Below are 15,118 nucleotides of genomic sequence, written 5' to 3' on the forward strand. Positions count from 1 at the left end.
AATATGCATGACTAAAAAACAATACAACCCCATGATTTTAAATAAATAAAATCATAACAACTCATGGTGATTTTTTAGTCTGTCGGAATAATAGCCGAAAGCTATCCTAAGTTATATGTAAAATTCGGCTATTTATATAGACTATTTGGCAGAAGAAATTTTTTTGTGATGACGGTCACTTGTTTAAATTTATCTAGAGTGACGAAAGACGGACGGGCTGACTCCGCAATATTTTTTGAATACTTTTGAAAAATACAGCTGATCATCAAATCCAACTTGTTTGGCAATACTCATAATGGAAATATCCGAGGTATACAATAACTTCTTGGCATTTTCCATACGTTGGTTATCCCGCCATTGGGTAAGACTCATGCCCAATTGTTCCGAAAAAAGGTGAGTTAATCTGGAGGTTGACAGATTTACCCGTCTGGCAAAGTAATCGATTTTATGGTTTTGCTGAAGATCATTTAAAATCAAGTTGCATACCGTATCAATCCTCAAATCTAGCGCATTATGCGGTTTATGCTCTACATTCTCAGGATCTAATCTGGCGCATTTTATCAGTAATAATTCGAGAAAGCACATCGTGGTATCTTTGGCAAAAACTTCATTTTCCTTTGAAAGTTTTTCGATTTTCATAAATAAATCTAAGATAGTTTGATACTCTTCTTTGTTTTGAATGCTCAAACGTCCGATACCATTTTCTGTTGAGGACCAACGTAACCAATCTATCCAGAATGCTCTTGGTCTGAAATAAATCCATTGGTGGTACCACGAATAATAGGCAGGTTCCCGGCAATAATGGTGAATAGCTTGTGGCGAGAACAGTAACAAATCCCCTTTATCGGCCAAAAATGTTTTTTCACCGTCAAAAACCGCCCCTCGCCCTCTGGTCGTTAAGTTAATAATATAGCCTTTCATCCCCTGCGGACGATTGATAATATCATCAAGGTAATTATCTTTTTCAATGAGTGTACGACCCGCCACCAAATCCATATCAAACGGATAATCAGACAATAGCGGCACATCTTGTTTTTGTCGATTTATGTCCAAAATCAGATACTCACTCATTACAAAATCAATGCGGATAAAAATACCGTTATCTCTGGCATAATTCAATCCGTTTATCCAAGATAATCCCTTAACTCTCCTCCGATTAAGTAGTAAACTACCCCTCTTTACCGCACTTTCATGACTTTTCAAACGATATTTTCAGACGACAAAAGGTGATTTATGCAACCCTATTTAATTGCTCCTTCGATTCTCTCTGCGGACTTGGCGCGTTTAGGCGATGATGTCAAAAACGTGCTGGAAGCCGGTGCTGACGTGATTCATTTTGATGTGATGGACAACCATTATGTGCCGAATCTGACCTTTGGGCCGGCGGTGTGTAAGGCGTTGCGTGATTATGGGATTACCGCGCCGATTGATGTGCATTTGATGGTGAAGCCGGTCGATCGGATTATTCCGGATTTCGCGGCGGCAGGGGCGGATTACATCACCTTTCACCCCGAAGCCAGCGAACATATCGACCGCACTTTGCAGTTGATCCGCAGTTGCGGTTGTAAGGCGGGGTTGGTATTCAATCCGGCAACGCCGTTGTCTTATTTGGATTATGTGATGGACAAAGTCGATGTAATTTTGCTGATGTCGGTCAATCCGGGCTTTGGCGGTCAATCCTTTATTCCGGCGACCTTGGATAAATTGCGCCAAGTGCGGTCGCGGATTAAAGCAAGCGGTTTTGACATTCGCTTGGAAGTGGACGGCGGGGTGAAAGTGAACAATATCGCGGAAATCGCCGCTGCCGGCGCGGATATGTTTGTCGCCGGTTCGGCGATTTTCGATCAACCGGATTATGTGCAGGTCATCACGCAAATGCGCCAACAGCTTGCCGGTTTGAAAAATGATGTGATTTAAGGAAGAGAAACATGAGCCAATTTAAACTGATTGCCTTTGATCTGGACGGCACGCTGGTCGATAGTTTGCCCGATTTAGCCCTGTCGCTTAATCAAGCCTTTGCCGAGGTCGGCTTGCCGCAAGCGCCTGAAGAGTTGGTGCTGACCTGGATCGGCAACGGGGCTGAGGTGCTACTGGCACGCGGCTTGGAATGGAGCAAAGCGGAGCTGGACGAAGAACAAATCCGACAACTGAAAAAACGGTTCGGGTTTTATTACGGTGAAAATATTTGCAATAAAAGCCGCCTTTATCCGAAGGTAAAACAGACCTTAGAAACCCTGAAAGCGCAGGGCTATCTGTTGGCGGTGGTGACCAATAAGCCGACCAAGCACGTGCAGCCGGTGCTGGCGGCGTTCGGTATCGATCATCTCTTTTCCGAATTATTAGGCGGTCAATCGCTACCGGCGATTAAACCACACCCTGCGCCGTTGTACTATCTGTGCGGCAAATTCGGGATTTGTCCGAAACAACTGCTGTTTGTCGGCGATTCAAAAAATGATATTCTGGCGGCACACAGCGCAGGCAGTCCGGTGGTCGGGCTGACTTACGGCTACAATTACAATATTCCGATCAGCGAATCTAATCCGGATTGGGTGTTTGACGATTTTGCCGATATTTTAAACGTGATCAATTAATTCTAAGGAAAATAACCATGAGCAAAAAACCAGTCGTATTCAGCGGGGTGCAACCGTCGGGCGAATTAACCATCGGCAACTATTTGGGCGCGCTGCGTCAATGGGCGAAAATGCAGGACGAATTTGATTGCCTGTTTTGTATTGTCGATTTGCACGCCATCACCGTGCGCCAAGATCCGCAAGCCTTGCGCAATGCGACCTTAGATACTTTGGCGATTTACCTTGCCGCCGGAATCGATCCGGAAAAAAGCACCATTTTTGTGCAATCGCACGTGCCGGAACACACTCAGCTGGCGTGGGTGCTGAACTGCTACAGTTATTTCGGCGAAATGAGCCGTATGACCCAGTTTAAAGACAAATCTGCGCGCTACGAAGAAAACGTCAATGTCGGCTTGTTTACCTATCCGGTGCTAATGGCGGCGGATATTTTGCTGTATCAAGCCAATCAAGTGCCGGTGGGCGATGATCAACGTCAACATTTGGAAATCAGCCGTGATATTGCCCAGCGTTTCAATGCGCTGTACGGCGATCCGTTCACTGTGCCGGAAGCTTTTATCCCGAAAGCCGGGGCGCGCGTGATGTCACTGTTAGAACCGACCAAAAAAATGTCAAAATCCGACGACAACCGCAACAACGTGATCGGTTTGTTGGAAGATCCGAAAGCGGTGGCGAAAAAAATCAAAAGAGCGGTCACCGATTCCGACGAGCCGCCAGTGGTGAAATACGACCGTGAAAACAAAGCCGGAGTGTCCAATTTGTTGGATATTTTATCCGGCGTAACCGGCAAAACCATTGCCGAGTTAGAAGCGGAATTTGACGGCAAAATGTACGGACACCTGAAAAGTGCGGTTGCCGATGAAGTGTCAGCCATGCTGACCGAACTGCAAGCGCGCTTCCAACATTTCCGTAATGATGAAGCCTTGTTAAACCGTATTTTACGCGAAGGGGCGGAAAAAGCCCAAGCCAGAGCCGCCGAAACCTTGCGTAAGGTATATGATACGGTCGGATTTGTGGCAAGACCGTAAAAGTGCAGTTGGCAAATAACAGAGGAAAACATGACATATCCGGTTGACTTACATACGCATACCATTGCCAGCAGCCATGCTTACAGCACCTTGCATGAGTATATCGCCGTCGCCAAACAACGCGGTATCCGCCTGTTTGCCAATACCGACCACGGTCCGGCACTGGGCGACGCGCCGCACGAATGGCATTTTTCCAATCTGGCGATTCTGCCGCGTTTTATTGACGGCGTCGGTATTTTGCGCGGTATCGAAGCCAATATCTTGAATACTGACGGCGAAACCGATTGTAACGATCGTATGCGCCGTTCATTGGATTTGGTGTTGGCGGGCTTTCATCCGCCGTCAATTCAGCCAAGTTCGCGCGATGATCACACCGAAGCGCTGATTAATTGTATCAAAAGCGGAAAGGTGGATATCATCACCCACCCGGGCAACCCGAAATTTCCGATTGATGCCGTGGCGGTGGCACAAGCGGCGGCGGAATACAATGTCGCCTTGGAAGTCAATAATTCCTCGTTTTTGCATTCGCGCGTCGGCAGCTATGACAACTGCCTGACCATTGCCGCCGCGGTGCGCGACGCCGGCGGTTGGGTCAGTATCGGTTCCGATTCGCATTATGCCGGTTATTTGGGCGATTTCAGCCATAGTTTGGCATTATTGGCTGAGGTTGATTTTCCGCCGCAGCGGGTGCTAAACCAAAGTCCGCGGGTGCTGCTCGATTTTCTGGAAAGCCGCGGTTGGGCAAAAATTGCCGAATTCGCCGATCTGTAACTACTCCAATTGATATAATTGGCGCACAAAATTACTTAAAATTAGGTAATCTCGGTTTTTATTTTTTGCCGCTTATTCGATAATAAGCGGCATTTTAATTTTCTACAGCGAGATCACCATGAAAATCCTAAAAAACAAAACCGCACTTACCACCTTTGCCCTGTTAAGCGGCTGCCTGAGCTTCTCTTTTGCCGCCCATGCCGAACTGAAAAAAATTCCGCAGGATTATGTCGAGAATAACCGCGCCGAAAGCGCAAAGATTTTCTATACCGCCCCGGTCGAGCCGAATTTAGTTTCCGACTTAGTCTATGCGCTTGACGACATTAATATTCATTATCCGCAGTTGAAAAAAATCTATCTGTATCTCAACAGTGACGGCGGCGATATGGACAGCGGGCAGATTGCCCACTGGGCGGTGAAAAGTTCGAAAATTCCGGTGACTACGGTCAATTTATCCATGGTCGGTTCTTCGGCAACCATTATTTTCTGCGGTGCGGAAGAACGGTTATCACTGCCGGGCGGCAAATTTTTACTGCACGCCTCCAGCTTAACCGGCTCGGAAGGGCTGCTGCGCCCGGATGATATTGATAATCTGAAAAAAGAATCGCAGATGTATAATCAAGTGTTTTTTGATACCTACAAACAATGCACCCATTATAGCGATCAGGAGATCAGCCGCTTCTTGCACAGCGAAGGCACGCGCTTGCTGCTCACCGCCGATGAAGTGAAGGATAAAAAGCTGATCAGCGGCATGGCGCAAAAAATCGAACAAACCCCGATCAGCTATCATATTATGCAAGACGGCGAATAGTGCATTCCCTGTCGCTTAAACCGCACTTTGCCTGAAAAATACGGTCATCCACGCAGATCCTCCCTTCTCCCCCCTTGTGGGAGAAGGGCAGGTTTTAGCTTCGTTCAGAAGCTAAAATCAGGATGAGGGGTGATAAATGTTTTTGTGGGAATTTCACCCTCATCCGCCCTTACGGACACCTTCTCCCATTAAGGGAGAGGGAAGCTAGTAACCCAATTCTTAATAACTATCGACAACAAATAGTGGAACGATCAACGGGTCATTTGATAAATGCGCGCAATATTCTGTGCGGTTGAAATCAGATTTTTGCGTCCATTGGCTAAGGTTTCTTCTAGCGAACCCAATTGGGTGATAATCGGGAATACTGCGTCAATACCGTGGGCGTACACCGCTTCATAATCATCACGCAGGCAGCCGGAAATCGCAATCACCGCCTTGTTAAACCGCTTCGCCGTTTTGGCAACGCCAATCGGCGTTTTACCATGTACGGTTTGCCCGTCGATCCGCCCTTCGCCGGTGATCACCAAATCCGCATCTTGCAATTGCTGCGCCAAATTCACCGCTTCCACCACAATCTGCACGCCCGGGCGCAACGTCACGTTCGGCAGCAACAATAAACCGCCGCCCATGCCGCCCGCCGCGCCGGCGCCGGCAACCTCGCTGATTTGCAAGCCCAACTGCCGTTTGGCAATCGCGGCAAAATGCGCCAACGCCCGATCTAACTGTAACACCATCGCCGGAGTAGCGCCTTTTTGCGGTCCGAAGGTCGCCGAAGCGCCGTGTTGTCCGCACAGCGGATTATCCACATCGCACGCCACTTCGATTTCCACCCGTTGTAAACGCGGATCAAGCCGATCCAATGTAATCGCTGCGATTTGCGCTAATTTTTCACCGCCAAAGCCAAGTGGTTGCTGTTGTTGGTCGCGAAAATCCACGCCTAATGCCTGTAGCATACCGACACCGCCGTCATTGGTGGCACTGCCGCCGATACCTAAAATGATTTTTTCAACCCCGTGATCAAGTGCGGCTTTAATCAGCTCGCCGGTGCCGTAACTGGTGGTCAGCAACGGATTGCGCTGTGCCGGCGGCACCAAATGCAAGCCGGACGCCGCCGCCATTTCGATAATCGCGGTTTTACCGTCGCCGGATAAGCCGAAGAAAGCGGTGGTTTTCTCGCCCAACGGTGCGGTCACCGCCACCTCCAGCAAGCGTCCGCCGGTCGCATCGACTAACGACTGCACCGTGCCTTCGCCGCCGTCTGCCATCGGCACTTTGATATATTCGGCTTGCGGAAAAATTTTCTTAAACCCGCTTTCAATGGCTTCCGCCACTTCAAGTGCGGTCAAACTCTCTTTAAACGAATCGGGGGCAATGACAATTTTCATGATTTATCCTTCATTAAGTTTCATTCCGCACTTAGGCTAAAATAAATTTCTCGATCACCTCGGCAACGCCGGATTCGTTATGATCGGCGGTGATATAGTCGGCAATCGCTTTCAGCTCGTCGGTGGCATTGCCCATCGCCACACCGAGCCCGGCGTATTGCAGCATATGCAGATCATTGCCGGCATCGCCGCAGCAGATAATTTCTTCGGGCTGAATCTGCAAGTGTTGCGCCAACGCGGCTACCCCCGCGCCTTTATTCACTTCAGGGTGGATAAACTCCAAGAAAAACGGCGCACTGCGTACAATGGTGTAACGTGCGCGGAGTTCACTCGGCATATCATCAATAATGGTTTGTAACAACTGCGGCGGATCGATCATCATGCTTTTGATAATCGGCTCGTCATCGTCCAGTTCGGCAAAATCGAGCAGGGTAAAATCTATCCCGTTGGAATCGGCTTCATGTTGAGTGTAATGGCTGGCTTGCGGCGTGATTAAACCGCGCGTCGGCGAAAAGGCATGGGTGTTTAACCCGAATTGCCTGGCGTAAGCGGCAACCAACTTGGCGTCTTTGCCGCGCAACATTTTACTGTTGATCACCCGCCCGTCGCTCACCCGCTCAACTCGCGCGCCGTTAAAGCACAGCACATAATCGTTGTCGCCGGTCATACCCAGTTGTTTTAGGTATTTTTGCATACCGATATGAGGCCGTCCCGAAGCTAAAATTACCTGCGCCCCTTGCTCCCGCGCCGCCGAAATCGCCGCTTGATTCCGCGGGCTGATTTCTTTTTGTGTATTCAATAAGGTGCCGTCTAAATCCAAGGCGATCAGTTTATACTTTGCCATATCATCTCCTTTTGCTTAGCGTAAGCATAACATTACCGTCGCGAACACAGAAAGAAAATTGCGTGAACTGGCGCACAAATCCGGACTGCCGCTGTCATCATGGCCAATAATGCTTTTGCAATTCCAATTGAATCGCATAGAATACCTTTCTTACTGATTGCAATGATATTTGGAGCACTTATGTCTGTTAAAATGAAGCCTTTACTACTCAGTAGTTTAATCGCAACCGCACTTTCGTCTTCAATCGGTGCATACGCCGCCGATTTGGATCTGCGCATTATCGAAACCACCGACCTACACGCCAATATGATGGATTTTGATTATTACAAAAACGCACCGTCCGAAAAATTAGGTTTGGCCCGTGCCGCTGATTTAATCCAAACCGCACGCCAACAAGTCAAAAACAGTGTGTTGGTGGATAACGGCGATGTGATCCAAGGCAGCCCGATGGGGGACTACGCTGCTGCCAAAGGCTTAAATAAAGGTGAAACCCACCCGGTTTTTAAGGCGATGAATTTACTGAAGTATGATGTCGGAACGGTCGGCAACCACGAATTTAACTACGGTTTGGACTTTATGCAAACCGCACTTGCCAGCGCGAATTTTCCGTATATCAGCTCGAATGTGATCGATGTCAGCACCGGCAAGCCGTATTTCGAGCCGTATCTGCTTAAAGACTATCAATTTATCGACGAGGACGGTCAGCCACAAAATTTAAAAATCGCCTATATCGGCTTCGTACCGCCGCAAATTTTGACTTGGGATAAAAAGCACCTTGAAGGCAAACTGGCGGTGAAGGATATCACTGAAAGCGCACGCGAAATCGTATCACAGGTGAAAGCACAGGGCGCAGATTTAGTCATTGCCTTGGCGCACAGCGGTTTATCGGCTGCAGCGGAAGATAAAGAAAACGGTGCAGAAAATGTAGTGGCAATGTTAGCGCAAATCGAGGGCATTGACGCGATTGCGTTCGGACACGCGCACGGCGTCTTCCCGGGCAAATCGTTCAGCGGTTTTGAAAATGTCGATTTAGACAAAGGCACGATAAACGGCGTAGCGGCGGTAATGCCCGGCTCATGGGGCAGCCACGTCGGCGTGATCGATTTAAAACTGAACAACGACAGCGGCAAATGGCTGGTCACCCAAGCCACCGCCGCAGCCCGCCCGATTTACGATAACGAAAGCAAAAGTGCGGTCGCCAACAGCTATCAACCGATTATCGAGGCATTAGCCGACGATCACCAAAATACCTTGAATTACGTCAATCAGCCGATCGGAAAAGCCAGTGACAAAATGTACAGTTTCTTGGCATTGGTGCAAGATGATCCGACCATTCAAATCGTCAATCAAGCACAACAAGATTATGTACAACGCTTTGTGCAAGGCAATCCTGATTTGGAAAAGCTACCGGTCATTTCCGCTGCCGCCCCGTTTAAAGCCGGCGGACGCAAAAATGATCCGAACGGTTATACCGAAGTGGAGACCGGCGAGCTGACCTTCCGCAATGCGGCGGATCTATACCTCTATCCGAACACCTTAGTGGCGTTGAAAATCAACGGCGCGCAAGTGAAAGAGTGGTTGGAATGCTCCGCCGGACAGTTTAATCAAATTGACCCAAACAAAGCCACGACGCAGGGTTTGATCAACTGGGACGATTTCCGCAGCTATAATTTTGACGTGATCGACGGCGTAAATTACCAAGTGGATTTAACCCAAGCGGCGCGTTACGACGGCGATTGCAAGTTAATTAACCCAGAAGCCCACCGTATCAGCGAACTGACCTTTAACGGCAAAGCGGTTGATCCCACGCAGGAATTTTTAATCGCCACCAATAACTACCGCGCTTTCGGCAATAAATTCCCCGGCACCGACGGCAGTCAACTCGCCTTCGCCGCACCGGACGAAAACCGCACGATTTTAGCCGACTACATCCGCCGCGTCAGTCAAGAACAGGGCGAAGTCAAACCGCAAGCGGATAAAAACTGGCGTTTCAAAGCGATTCCGAACAACAAGGCAACCATCGTATTCGAGACCTCGCCATCGGATAAAGCCGCCGAATTTATCCGACAAAACGCCCAATACCCAATGCAAAAAGTCGGACAAGATGAAGTCGGTTTTGCGTTGTATCAGTTAGATTTGAGTAAGTAATACCCTCTACTGATAAAATATCGACTAGGGCGCATTTAATGCGCCCTGATTTTTTCATTCCGTTTGGTAACCCAACAACAGCAACGTTTCTTTATGCTGCTGCATATCGGCGATATTCGGCAGTTCGCCCCATTGCTGAAAACCGCATTTTTGCAGCACGCCGACGCTGGCGGGGTTGCCTTTGAACACAAAGGCGAGCAGAGTGGAATAATGCAGCGGTTGCATTTGCTGTTGTAAAAAACGTACCACTTGCGTGCCAATTCCTTTGCCTTTGGCTTGGTTATCCAGATAAAAACTGGCTTCGGCGGTGATATCGTATGCCGGTCGCCCGTAAAACGGCGACAAGCTTGCCCAACCGATCAGCTGATCTGGCGTATTTCGCACCGCCCAAATCGGGTGGCGCGCGCTATTGCGGTGAAAGTCAAACCAAGCTTGTCGGTCGGCAACCGATATCGGGGCTAAATCGGAGGTGATATGGCGGCTGGCGATAGTTTGGTTATAAATCGCCACAATTTGCGCCAAATCTTGCGCTTGGGCTTTTTCAATCCGAATGGTTGTCATGTGTAATCCTTGTTATTCCACGTCGTCCGCCAACAATAAACTGACTTCGGTGCCGCCGCTGGCACGACGCGCAATGGTCAAATGCGCATTCAACTCTTGCGCTCGCTCCTGCATGATATTCAAGCCGTAGTGCCCACTTGGTTCCGCCAGCGATGGAATGCCGACACCGTTATCGCGAATAATCACGGTGTTTTCGCCGTTGTCGTTACTGCGCGCAATCACTTCAATCAACGTGGCGTGGGCGTGTTTAATGCTGTTCAGCACCGCCTCACGCACAATTTGCAGTAAATGAATCTGTTGTTGCGCGTTTAGCAATTGCGACGGTAACGCACAATCCAGCGTGATTTGCGCTTCGGAACGAGATTGTAACGAATTGATCACCTCCTGCAAGGCAAGTTTCAAGTTCGATTCGCTGACGGTCAAACGGAAAGTCGCCAACAGCTCGCGCAGTTGGGTATAACCGTCGGCAAGTGCGGTTTCAAATTGGTGCAGAATATTCAAACTTTTCGCCGCCCGCTCCTCGCTCAGTTCTTGCAAAATACTGCGGCGTATCAACGTCAACCGGATTTGCAGATATGCCAACACTTGTGCCAAGGAATCATGCAATTCACGCGCAATAATCGAGCGTTCCTGCATTAAAATTAAGTGTTGTCGCTGGCGCAACAGCTGATAGGAATGCAATGCCCGCCCCAACATCTGCGCAATATTTTCAATCGTACGCAGGTCAGGATAGGCTGTGCTGCGCTGCCAATTCAGGTTTGATCTGACCCTAAAAAGTTGGACTGCTTAATGAACGGATTGAGTTCGATATTGTATCGGGCTTAATCCTTTTAATCTTACTTGAATTCGTTCAGTATTGTAATACTCAATATATTGATGAACCGCCTGCTCAATGTCATCTGCCGTATCAAATTGCTGAACATAAAAACATTCTGTCTTCAGCCTGCCGAAAAACTTTCCATTGTGCCATTATCTAAGCAGTTTCCCTTTCTTGACATACTGATTTGAATTTGATTATCTGCCAATATCTTGCGATAAGACGGCATTTGATACTGCCGGCCTTGGTCTGAATGTAATATCGGCGTTGCCTCCTTCGGGAGCTTATTCACGGCTTGTCGCAACATCTGCTCAACCAGTGCCCGGTTTGGACGACGACCAAGTTGATAGGCAATCACTTCATTATTAGATAAGTCTAAAATCGGCGATAAATACACTTTATTGCCGTCTTTCGCTTTGAATTCAGTGACATCGGTCACTAATTTCTCGTAGGCATTTTCCGCCGTAAAATGACGTACTAACAGATTATCAGCAATTCGACCCACTTCACCTCTGTAAGAACAATATTTCCGTTTTTTCCTCCCTTTCACCTGTAAGCCCATCATCTGAATCAAACGTTGCACCTTTTTGTGATTGACCGTACCGAGTGCCAATGTCACTCGGCGATAGCCATACTGCGGATTCTCTCGTTTAATTTGACGGATTTCCGCTTTTAAATCGGCCTCTTTATCTGTCTTCGGTTGTTGATGGTAAAAGTAAGTGCTTCGAGCTAACTTAATGATATCTAATAATAAATTAAGCGGAAAATCACCGTTTAAGGCTTTAACAATTTCTGCCTTTCGGCTTCGTCTTTCAGGGATAATTCCATCGACTTTTTTAAGATGGCATTCTCCGCACGCAAACGTAAATTCTCTTGTTCTAATTGTTTTAACGGCGTTAATGGCTTAACGTGTTTTTTCGATTTATTCGGTTTATTCACGGCTGGTCGTCCTTTGGGCTTATCAATCAGTCCATTTATGCCAAATTGTTTGAATCGTTGCAACCATTTAGAAATAACAGTGCCTCCTGAGATACCCAAGGTTAAGGCGATGTGTTCAAGGGAGAACAGCCCTTGTCGGGCTAATTTGACGGCTTGAAGCTTTTCTTCGACGGTAAATTTTCGGGCAGTATGTTTGACTCGCAAGCCATCTGAGCCCGCATGTTGATATTGTGCAACCCAGTGACGAATACAGCGTAGTGGAACTTGAACGTGTTTTGATGTTTGACGAAGGGATTGAGCATGTTGAAAGTAATATTCAACTGTGTGTTGTTTAAATGCTTGGGTATATTTAGTCATAAAAATCTGCACCTTAGTCAGTTGGTTTTGCAGTCCAACTTTTGGGGGCAGATTACTTTTCACTCAAAGTGCGGTTTTTGCTTTGTTTGTTTTGCTACTGTCAAACCACCACTTTTCAACCGCCCAAGCACTGCATACCGCCAATGCCAACGGCAGCAACATTGCGGCGGAAGTGCGGCTCAATTCCAAGGCGAACACTATCGCGGTCAGTGGCATTTTGAGAGAAATCGCGAGAAAAGCGGTGGCGCCGATCAGGGCGGCACTTTCGAGCGAAATCGGTGGTAAAAATTGGTTCCAGCCCAACGCCAACGAAAATGCCAAGATACTGCCGAGCATCATCGACGGCGTAATCAAGCCGCCATACGCGCCCGCTGCCAAGGCGAGCAACACCACCAGCCATTTCATCGCGAATAATGCCAAACCGTCATGCCAATTCAGCAACCCGGCAAATGCCAACTGGTTGCCCGCTTTGCCGTTGCCCAGCACATCGGGAAATGCTATCGCCACCACGCCGATTAAACTGAACAACAAAATTGCCAAGGGAATAATCCGTTTATCCGTGCGTGGTAAAAACGGCACAAGTGCGGTGGTATAACGGAACAGTTTGACCACCGGCGTGATCAACAAACCGAGCGACAGCGCGAACCACAGCAGGGCATGATTAACTTCGCTGTCGCTTAAATGATATTGCACCAAATCACCCAAGGTGTAACGCACCACCATGGTGGCGGTGAGCGAGGTCAGCAAGGCGGCGAAGATAACCCTTCTGTTGATTGCCACCACCAAGGTTTCCAGAATAAAAACCGTTGCCGCCAACGGCACATTATACACCGCCGCCAACCCGGCACCGGCGGCGCAGGCAATCAACAGCGCAGCATCGTCATCGCTTAATTTTGCCCGTTTAATCCACACCGAGGCAAATGCCGCGCTCATTTCGCGCGGCGCGCTTTCACGCCCTAATGGCGAGCCCAAGCCGACGGTGATAATTTGCAGCAGGGCGTGGCAAACGGTGGTAAAAAACGGCATACCTTGTTGCGGCGCCGCCATTGCCGCTTTAAAACCGACTAATTTAGCCCCCCAACGTTGAATGGCATACCAACCGAAACCGACCAACAACCCGCATAGCGTCAACACTAACCAACGGCGGTTCGGTTCGGCTTGCTCAACGCCGACGCGAAACGGCAAATTTTCACCATTTAAGGCATAAGCAAAGGCATGATGTTGCACAAAATGCATTAATTCGGTTAGTGCGAAGCCGACTAAGCCGGCAATAATGCCAATTACCAACAATGAAACAAATAAACGCAAACCAATCGACATGTTAGCCACCTATGTTTTAATCACCCATACTGAACGCCACAATCTGGCTGATATGTGCCAGCGGACGCCCGCTTTGTTGTTGCCATTCGGCGAAAACCTGTTGCGCAATCGCAAAATTGCGTTGGGTTTGAATGCCGCCGTCAATCAGTTTATGCGTGCGCAGGTAGGCTTCGACATCGTGGGTGAGTAAAAAAGTGTCTTTGCCGAGCGCCCGTAGACTGTAAGCGCCTGTGTTGCCGCCCAAACGCTTGCCGTGTTTTTTCAAATACTGCCAAAGTGCGGTGATGTTATTGCTGTCCCACTCGGCAATCAGCTTGGAAAAGCCGCCGTTCAGATTGGCTTCGTGAATCATCTGCGCATTGTATTTAATCGTTTCCACTTTCGGCCAATAACGGATAATACCCGGATCCTGCGCTTTCTTTTCCCACAATTCATCGGGCATCAGCAGCAGTTTTTCAATCTCAAAGCCCCAAAACACCTGCTCGAAGTTGTCCCATTTTTTGTTCACTACCTGCCAGACAATGCCGCATTGGAATACTTTGCGCGTCATTTCCGCCAGCCAGCGGTGATCGGGCACTTGCGCCAGTTCCTCGGCGGTTTTTATCTTGCACAAGCGCGCTTCCAGTTGCGCCGCACCGCCTTTGTGTGCGGCGGCACGCTGATAAATATCCTCGAATTTTTCTAAAATCATGCTGATTTGCAAATCTCCAGTTGCACATTGGCTTGTTGTAACAAGTCGCAAATTTTCTCACTCGGCTCACGGTCAGTCAGCACCACGTCCAGCTCTTGAATTGCCGCCAAACACACCGTGGCATGACGGTTAAATTTGGAATGGTCGATCGGCAGCAACACCTTGCGCGAGGCTTTCATCAGCGCACGTTTCACCTGCACTTCATGAAAATCGTAATCCAACAGCGTGCCGTCCTCATCAATTGCGCTAATGCCCAAAATGCCGTAATCCAAACGGAATTGGGAAATAAAATCCACCGTTGCCTCGCCGATCATACCGCCGTCTTCGCGTAAATTACCGCCGGCAATCGTAATATTAAAATCGGCTTTTTTCATCAAAATATACGCCGCATTCAGATTGTTGGTCACAATTTGCAGGTGTTGATGATCCAACAGCGCATGGGCGACCGCTTCCGGGGTCGAGCCGATGTCGATAAACAGGGATGAACCGTTCGGAATCAGGCTTGCCACCCGCTTGGCAATCGCCTCTTTTTCTTTGGAAAAGAAATGCTTACGCTCTTGATAATCACTGTTTTCAATACTGGAAGGAGAGGCTGCGCCGCCATGATGACGGCGAATCAAATTTTGCTCTGCCAACTCATTCAGATCACGCCGAATGGTTTGCGAGGTCACCTTAAACACCGCCACCAAATCCTCGGTGCTGATATAACCTTGTTGCAGCACCAATTCGACAATTTGCTTATGGCGTAGCGACTGTTTCATAATTTCTCCTTTTTATGTTCATTTTTTATATGATTTTACCTCAAACGAAATAAAATTAGGGCGCTTGGATAAAAAATTAAACAAAAAAACCGCACTT

General features: G+C 48.3%; 13 protein-coding genes and 2 pseudogenes. 6 read left to right on the forward strand and 9 right to left on the reverse strand.

What is annotated here, in order from left to right; all coding sequences use genetic code 11:
- Nucleotides 1-189: 189 nt before the first annotated feature.
- Nucleotides 190-1,119, reverse strand: coding sequence for an arabinose operon transcriptional regulator AraC (araC, locus tag ACQ31U_RS04445; RefSeq protein WP_431053881.1), 930 nt, complete (start codon nucleotides 1,117-1,119; stop codon nucleotides 190-192).
- 114 nt (nucleotides 1,120-1,233) lie between these two features.
- On the opposite strand from araC, the gene rpe reads away from it, so the two are divergent.
- The 5 genes from rpe to ACQ31U_RS04470 all read left to right on the forward strand — a co-directional run bounded on the left by rpe (nucleotide 1,234) and on the right by ACQ31U_RS04470 (nucleotide 5,198).
- Nucleotides 1,234-1,917 carry a ribulose-phosphate 3-epimerase gene (gene rpe / locus ACQ31U_RS04450; protein ID WP_431053882.1) on the forward strand — a complete coding sequence of 228 codons (684 nt, stop codon included), beginning with the start codon at nucleotides 1,234-1,236 and terminating at the stop codon, nucleotides 1,915-1,917.
- Nucleotides 1,918-1,928: 11 nt separating this feature from the next.
- A complete protein-coding gene (locus tag ACQ31U_RS04455) occupies nucleotides 1,929-2,591 on the forward strand; it encodes a phosphoglycolate phosphatase (RefSeq protein ID WP_431053883.1) in 663 nt (220 codons plus the stop codon).
- A 17-nt stretch (nucleotides 2,592-2,608) separates the two neighbouring features.
- The gene (gene trpS, locus ACQ31U_RS04460; RefSeq protein ID WP_431053884.1) at nucleotides 2,609-3,616 is read left to right on the forward strand and encodes a tryptophan--tRNA ligase; all 1,008 of its coding nucleotides are present in this window, start codon (nucleotides 2,609-2,611) and stop codon (nucleotides 3,614-3,616) included.
- Between the two features lie 30 nt (nucleotides 3,617-3,646).
- Nucleotides 3,647-4,387 carry a phosphatase gene (locus ACQ31U_RS04465; RefSeq protein ID WP_431053885.1) on the forward strand — a complete coding sequence of 247 codons (741 nt, stop codon included), beginning with the start codon at nucleotides 3,647-3,649 and terminating at the stop codon, nucleotides 4,385-4,387.
- A gap of 118 nt (nucleotides 4,388-4,505) precedes the next feature.
- Nucleotides 4,506-5,198, forward strand: a complete 693-nt coding sequence (locus ACQ31U_RS04470; protein WP_431053886.1) for an ATP-dependent Clp protease proteolytic subunit — start codon at nucleotides 4,506-4,508, stop codon at nucleotides 5,196-5,198.
- Nucleotides 5,199-5,449: 251 nt separating this feature from the next.
- Here the strand turns inward: ACQ31U_RS04470 and ACQ31U_RS04475 are convergent, their stop codons facing one another.
- Both ACQ31U_RS04475 and yidA read right to left on the reverse strand, forming a co-directional pair.
- Nucleotides 5,450-6,583 (reverse strand): glycerate kinase, encoded by a 1,134-nt coding sequence (locus ACQ31U_RS04475; RefSeq protein WP_431053887.1) that lies wholly within the window; start codon nucleotides 6,581-6,583, stop codon nucleotides 5,450-5,452.
- 31 nt (nucleotides 6,584-6,614) lie between these two features.
- Nucleotides 6,615-7,427 carry a sugar-phosphatase gene (gene yidA, locus ACQ31U_RS04480; RefSeq protein WP_431053888.1) on the reverse strand — a complete coding sequence of 271 codons (813 nt, stop codon included), beginning with the start codon at nucleotides 7,425-7,427 and terminating at the stop codon, nucleotides 6,615-6,617.
- Nucleotides 7,428-7,607: 180 nt separating this feature from the next.
- On the opposite strand from yidA, the gene ACQ31U_RS04485 reads away from it, so the two are divergent.
- Nucleotides 7,608-9,575, forward strand: a complete 1,968-nt coding sequence (locus tag ACQ31U_RS04485; RefSeq protein WP_431053889.1) for a bifunctional 2',3'-cyclic-nucleotide 2'-phosphodiesterase/3'-nucleotidase — start codon at nucleotides 7,608-7,610, stop codon at nucleotides 9,573-9,575.
- Nucleotides 9,576-9,629: 54 nt separating this feature from the next.
- On the opposite strand, the gene ACQ31U_RS04490 is transcribed toward ACQ31U_RS04485, so the two are convergent.
- The 6 genes and pseudogenes from ACQ31U_RS04490 to ACQ31U_RS04515 form a co-directional block, all read right to left on the reverse strand.
- Entirely contained in the window at nucleotides 9,630-10,136 is a 507-nt protein-coding gene (locus tag ACQ31U_RS04490; protein ID WP_431053890.1) for a GNAT family N-acetyltransferase, read from the reverse strand.
- Between the two features lie 12 nt (nucleotides 10,137-10,148).
- Nucleotides 10,149-10,892: pseudogene (locus ACQ31U_RS04495) on the reverse strand (ATP-binding protein); the annotation flags it as partial.
- A 30-nt stretch (nucleotides 10,893-10,922) separates the two neighbouring features.
- Nucleotides 10,923-12,249, reverse strand: a pseudogene (locus tag ACQ31U_RS04500) (IS3 family transposase).
- Nucleotides 12,250-12,312: 63 nt separating this feature from the next.
- On the reverse strand, nucleotides 12,313-13,569 hold the full coding sequence (locus tag ACQ31U_RS04505; RefSeq protein ID WP_431053891.1) for a chloride channel protein: 1,257 nt from the start codon (nucleotides 13,567-13,569) through the stop codon (nucleotides 12,313-12,315).
- Nucleotides 13,570-13,585: 16 nt separating this feature from the next.
- Complete coding sequence (locus ACQ31U_RS04510; RefSeq protein WP_431053892.1) at nucleotides 13,586-14,260, reverse strand: DNA-3-methyladenine glycosylase I; 675 nt, start codon at nucleotides 14,258-14,260, stop codon at nucleotides 13,586-13,588.
- On the reverse strand, nucleotides 14,257-15,021 hold the full coding sequence (locus ACQ31U_RS04515) for a DeoR/GlpR family transcriptional regulator (protein ID WP_431053893.1): 765 nt from the start codon (nucleotides 15,019-15,021) through the stop codon (nucleotides 14,257-14,259). Before ACQ31U_RS04515 ends, ACQ31U_RS04510 begins: the two co-directional genes overlap by 4 nt.
- Between the last annotated feature and the right edge of the window lie 97 nt (nucleotides 15,022-15,118).

Source organism: Testudinibacter sp. TW-1, from assembly GCF_050613185.1.
Taxonomy (GTDB): domain Bacteria; phylum Pseudomonadota; class Gammaproteobacteria; order Enterobacterales; family Pasteurellaceae; genus Chelonobacter.

Coding starts and splice junctions, on each gene's coding strand:
- rpe (WP_431053882.1), top strand. CDS start 1,234: ATGCAACCCTATTTAATTGCTCCTTCGATTCTCTCTGCGGACTTGGCG.
- ACQ31U_RS04455 (WP_431053883.1), top strand. CDS start 1,929: ATGAGCCAATTTAAACTGATTGCCTTTGATCTGGACGGCACGCTGGTC.
- trpS (WP_431053884.1), top strand. CDS start 2,609: ATGAGCAAAAAACCAGTCGTATTCAGCGGGGTGCAACCGTCGGGCGAA.
- ACQ31U_RS04465 (WP_431053885.1), top strand. CDS start 3,647: ATGACATATCCGGTTGACTTACATACGCATACCATTGCCAGCAGCCAT.
- ACQ31U_RS04470 (WP_431053886.1), top strand. CDS start 4,506: ATGAAAATCCTAAAAAACAAAACCGCACTTACCACCTTTGCCCTGTTA.
- ACQ31U_RS04475 (WP_431053887.1), bottom strand. CDS start 6,583: ATGAAAATTGTCATTGCCCCCGATTCGTTTAAAGAGAGTTTGACCGCA.
- yidA (WP_431053888.1), bottom strand. CDS start 7,427: ATGGCAAAGTATAAACTGATCGCCTTGGATTTAGACGGCACCTTATTG.
- ACQ31U_RS04485 (WP_431053889.1), top strand. CDS start 7,608: ATGTCTGTTAAAATGAAGCCTTTACTACTCAGTAGTTTAATCGCAACC.
- ACQ31U_RS04490 (WP_431053890.1), bottom strand. CDS start 10,136: ATGACAACCATTCGGATTGAAAAAGCCCAAGCGCAAGATTTGGCGCAA.
- ACQ31U_RS04505 (WP_431053891.1), bottom strand. CDS start 13,569: ATGTCGATTGGTTTGCGTTTATTTGTTTCATTGTTGGTAATTGGCATT.
- ACQ31U_RS04510 (WP_431053892.1), bottom strand. CDS start 14,260: ATGATTTTAGAAAAATTCGAGGATATTTATCAGCGTGCCGCCGCACAC.
- ACQ31U_RS04515 (WP_431053893.1), bottom strand. CDS start 15,021: ATGAAACAGTCGCTACGCCATAAGCAAATTGTCGAATTGGTGCTGCAA.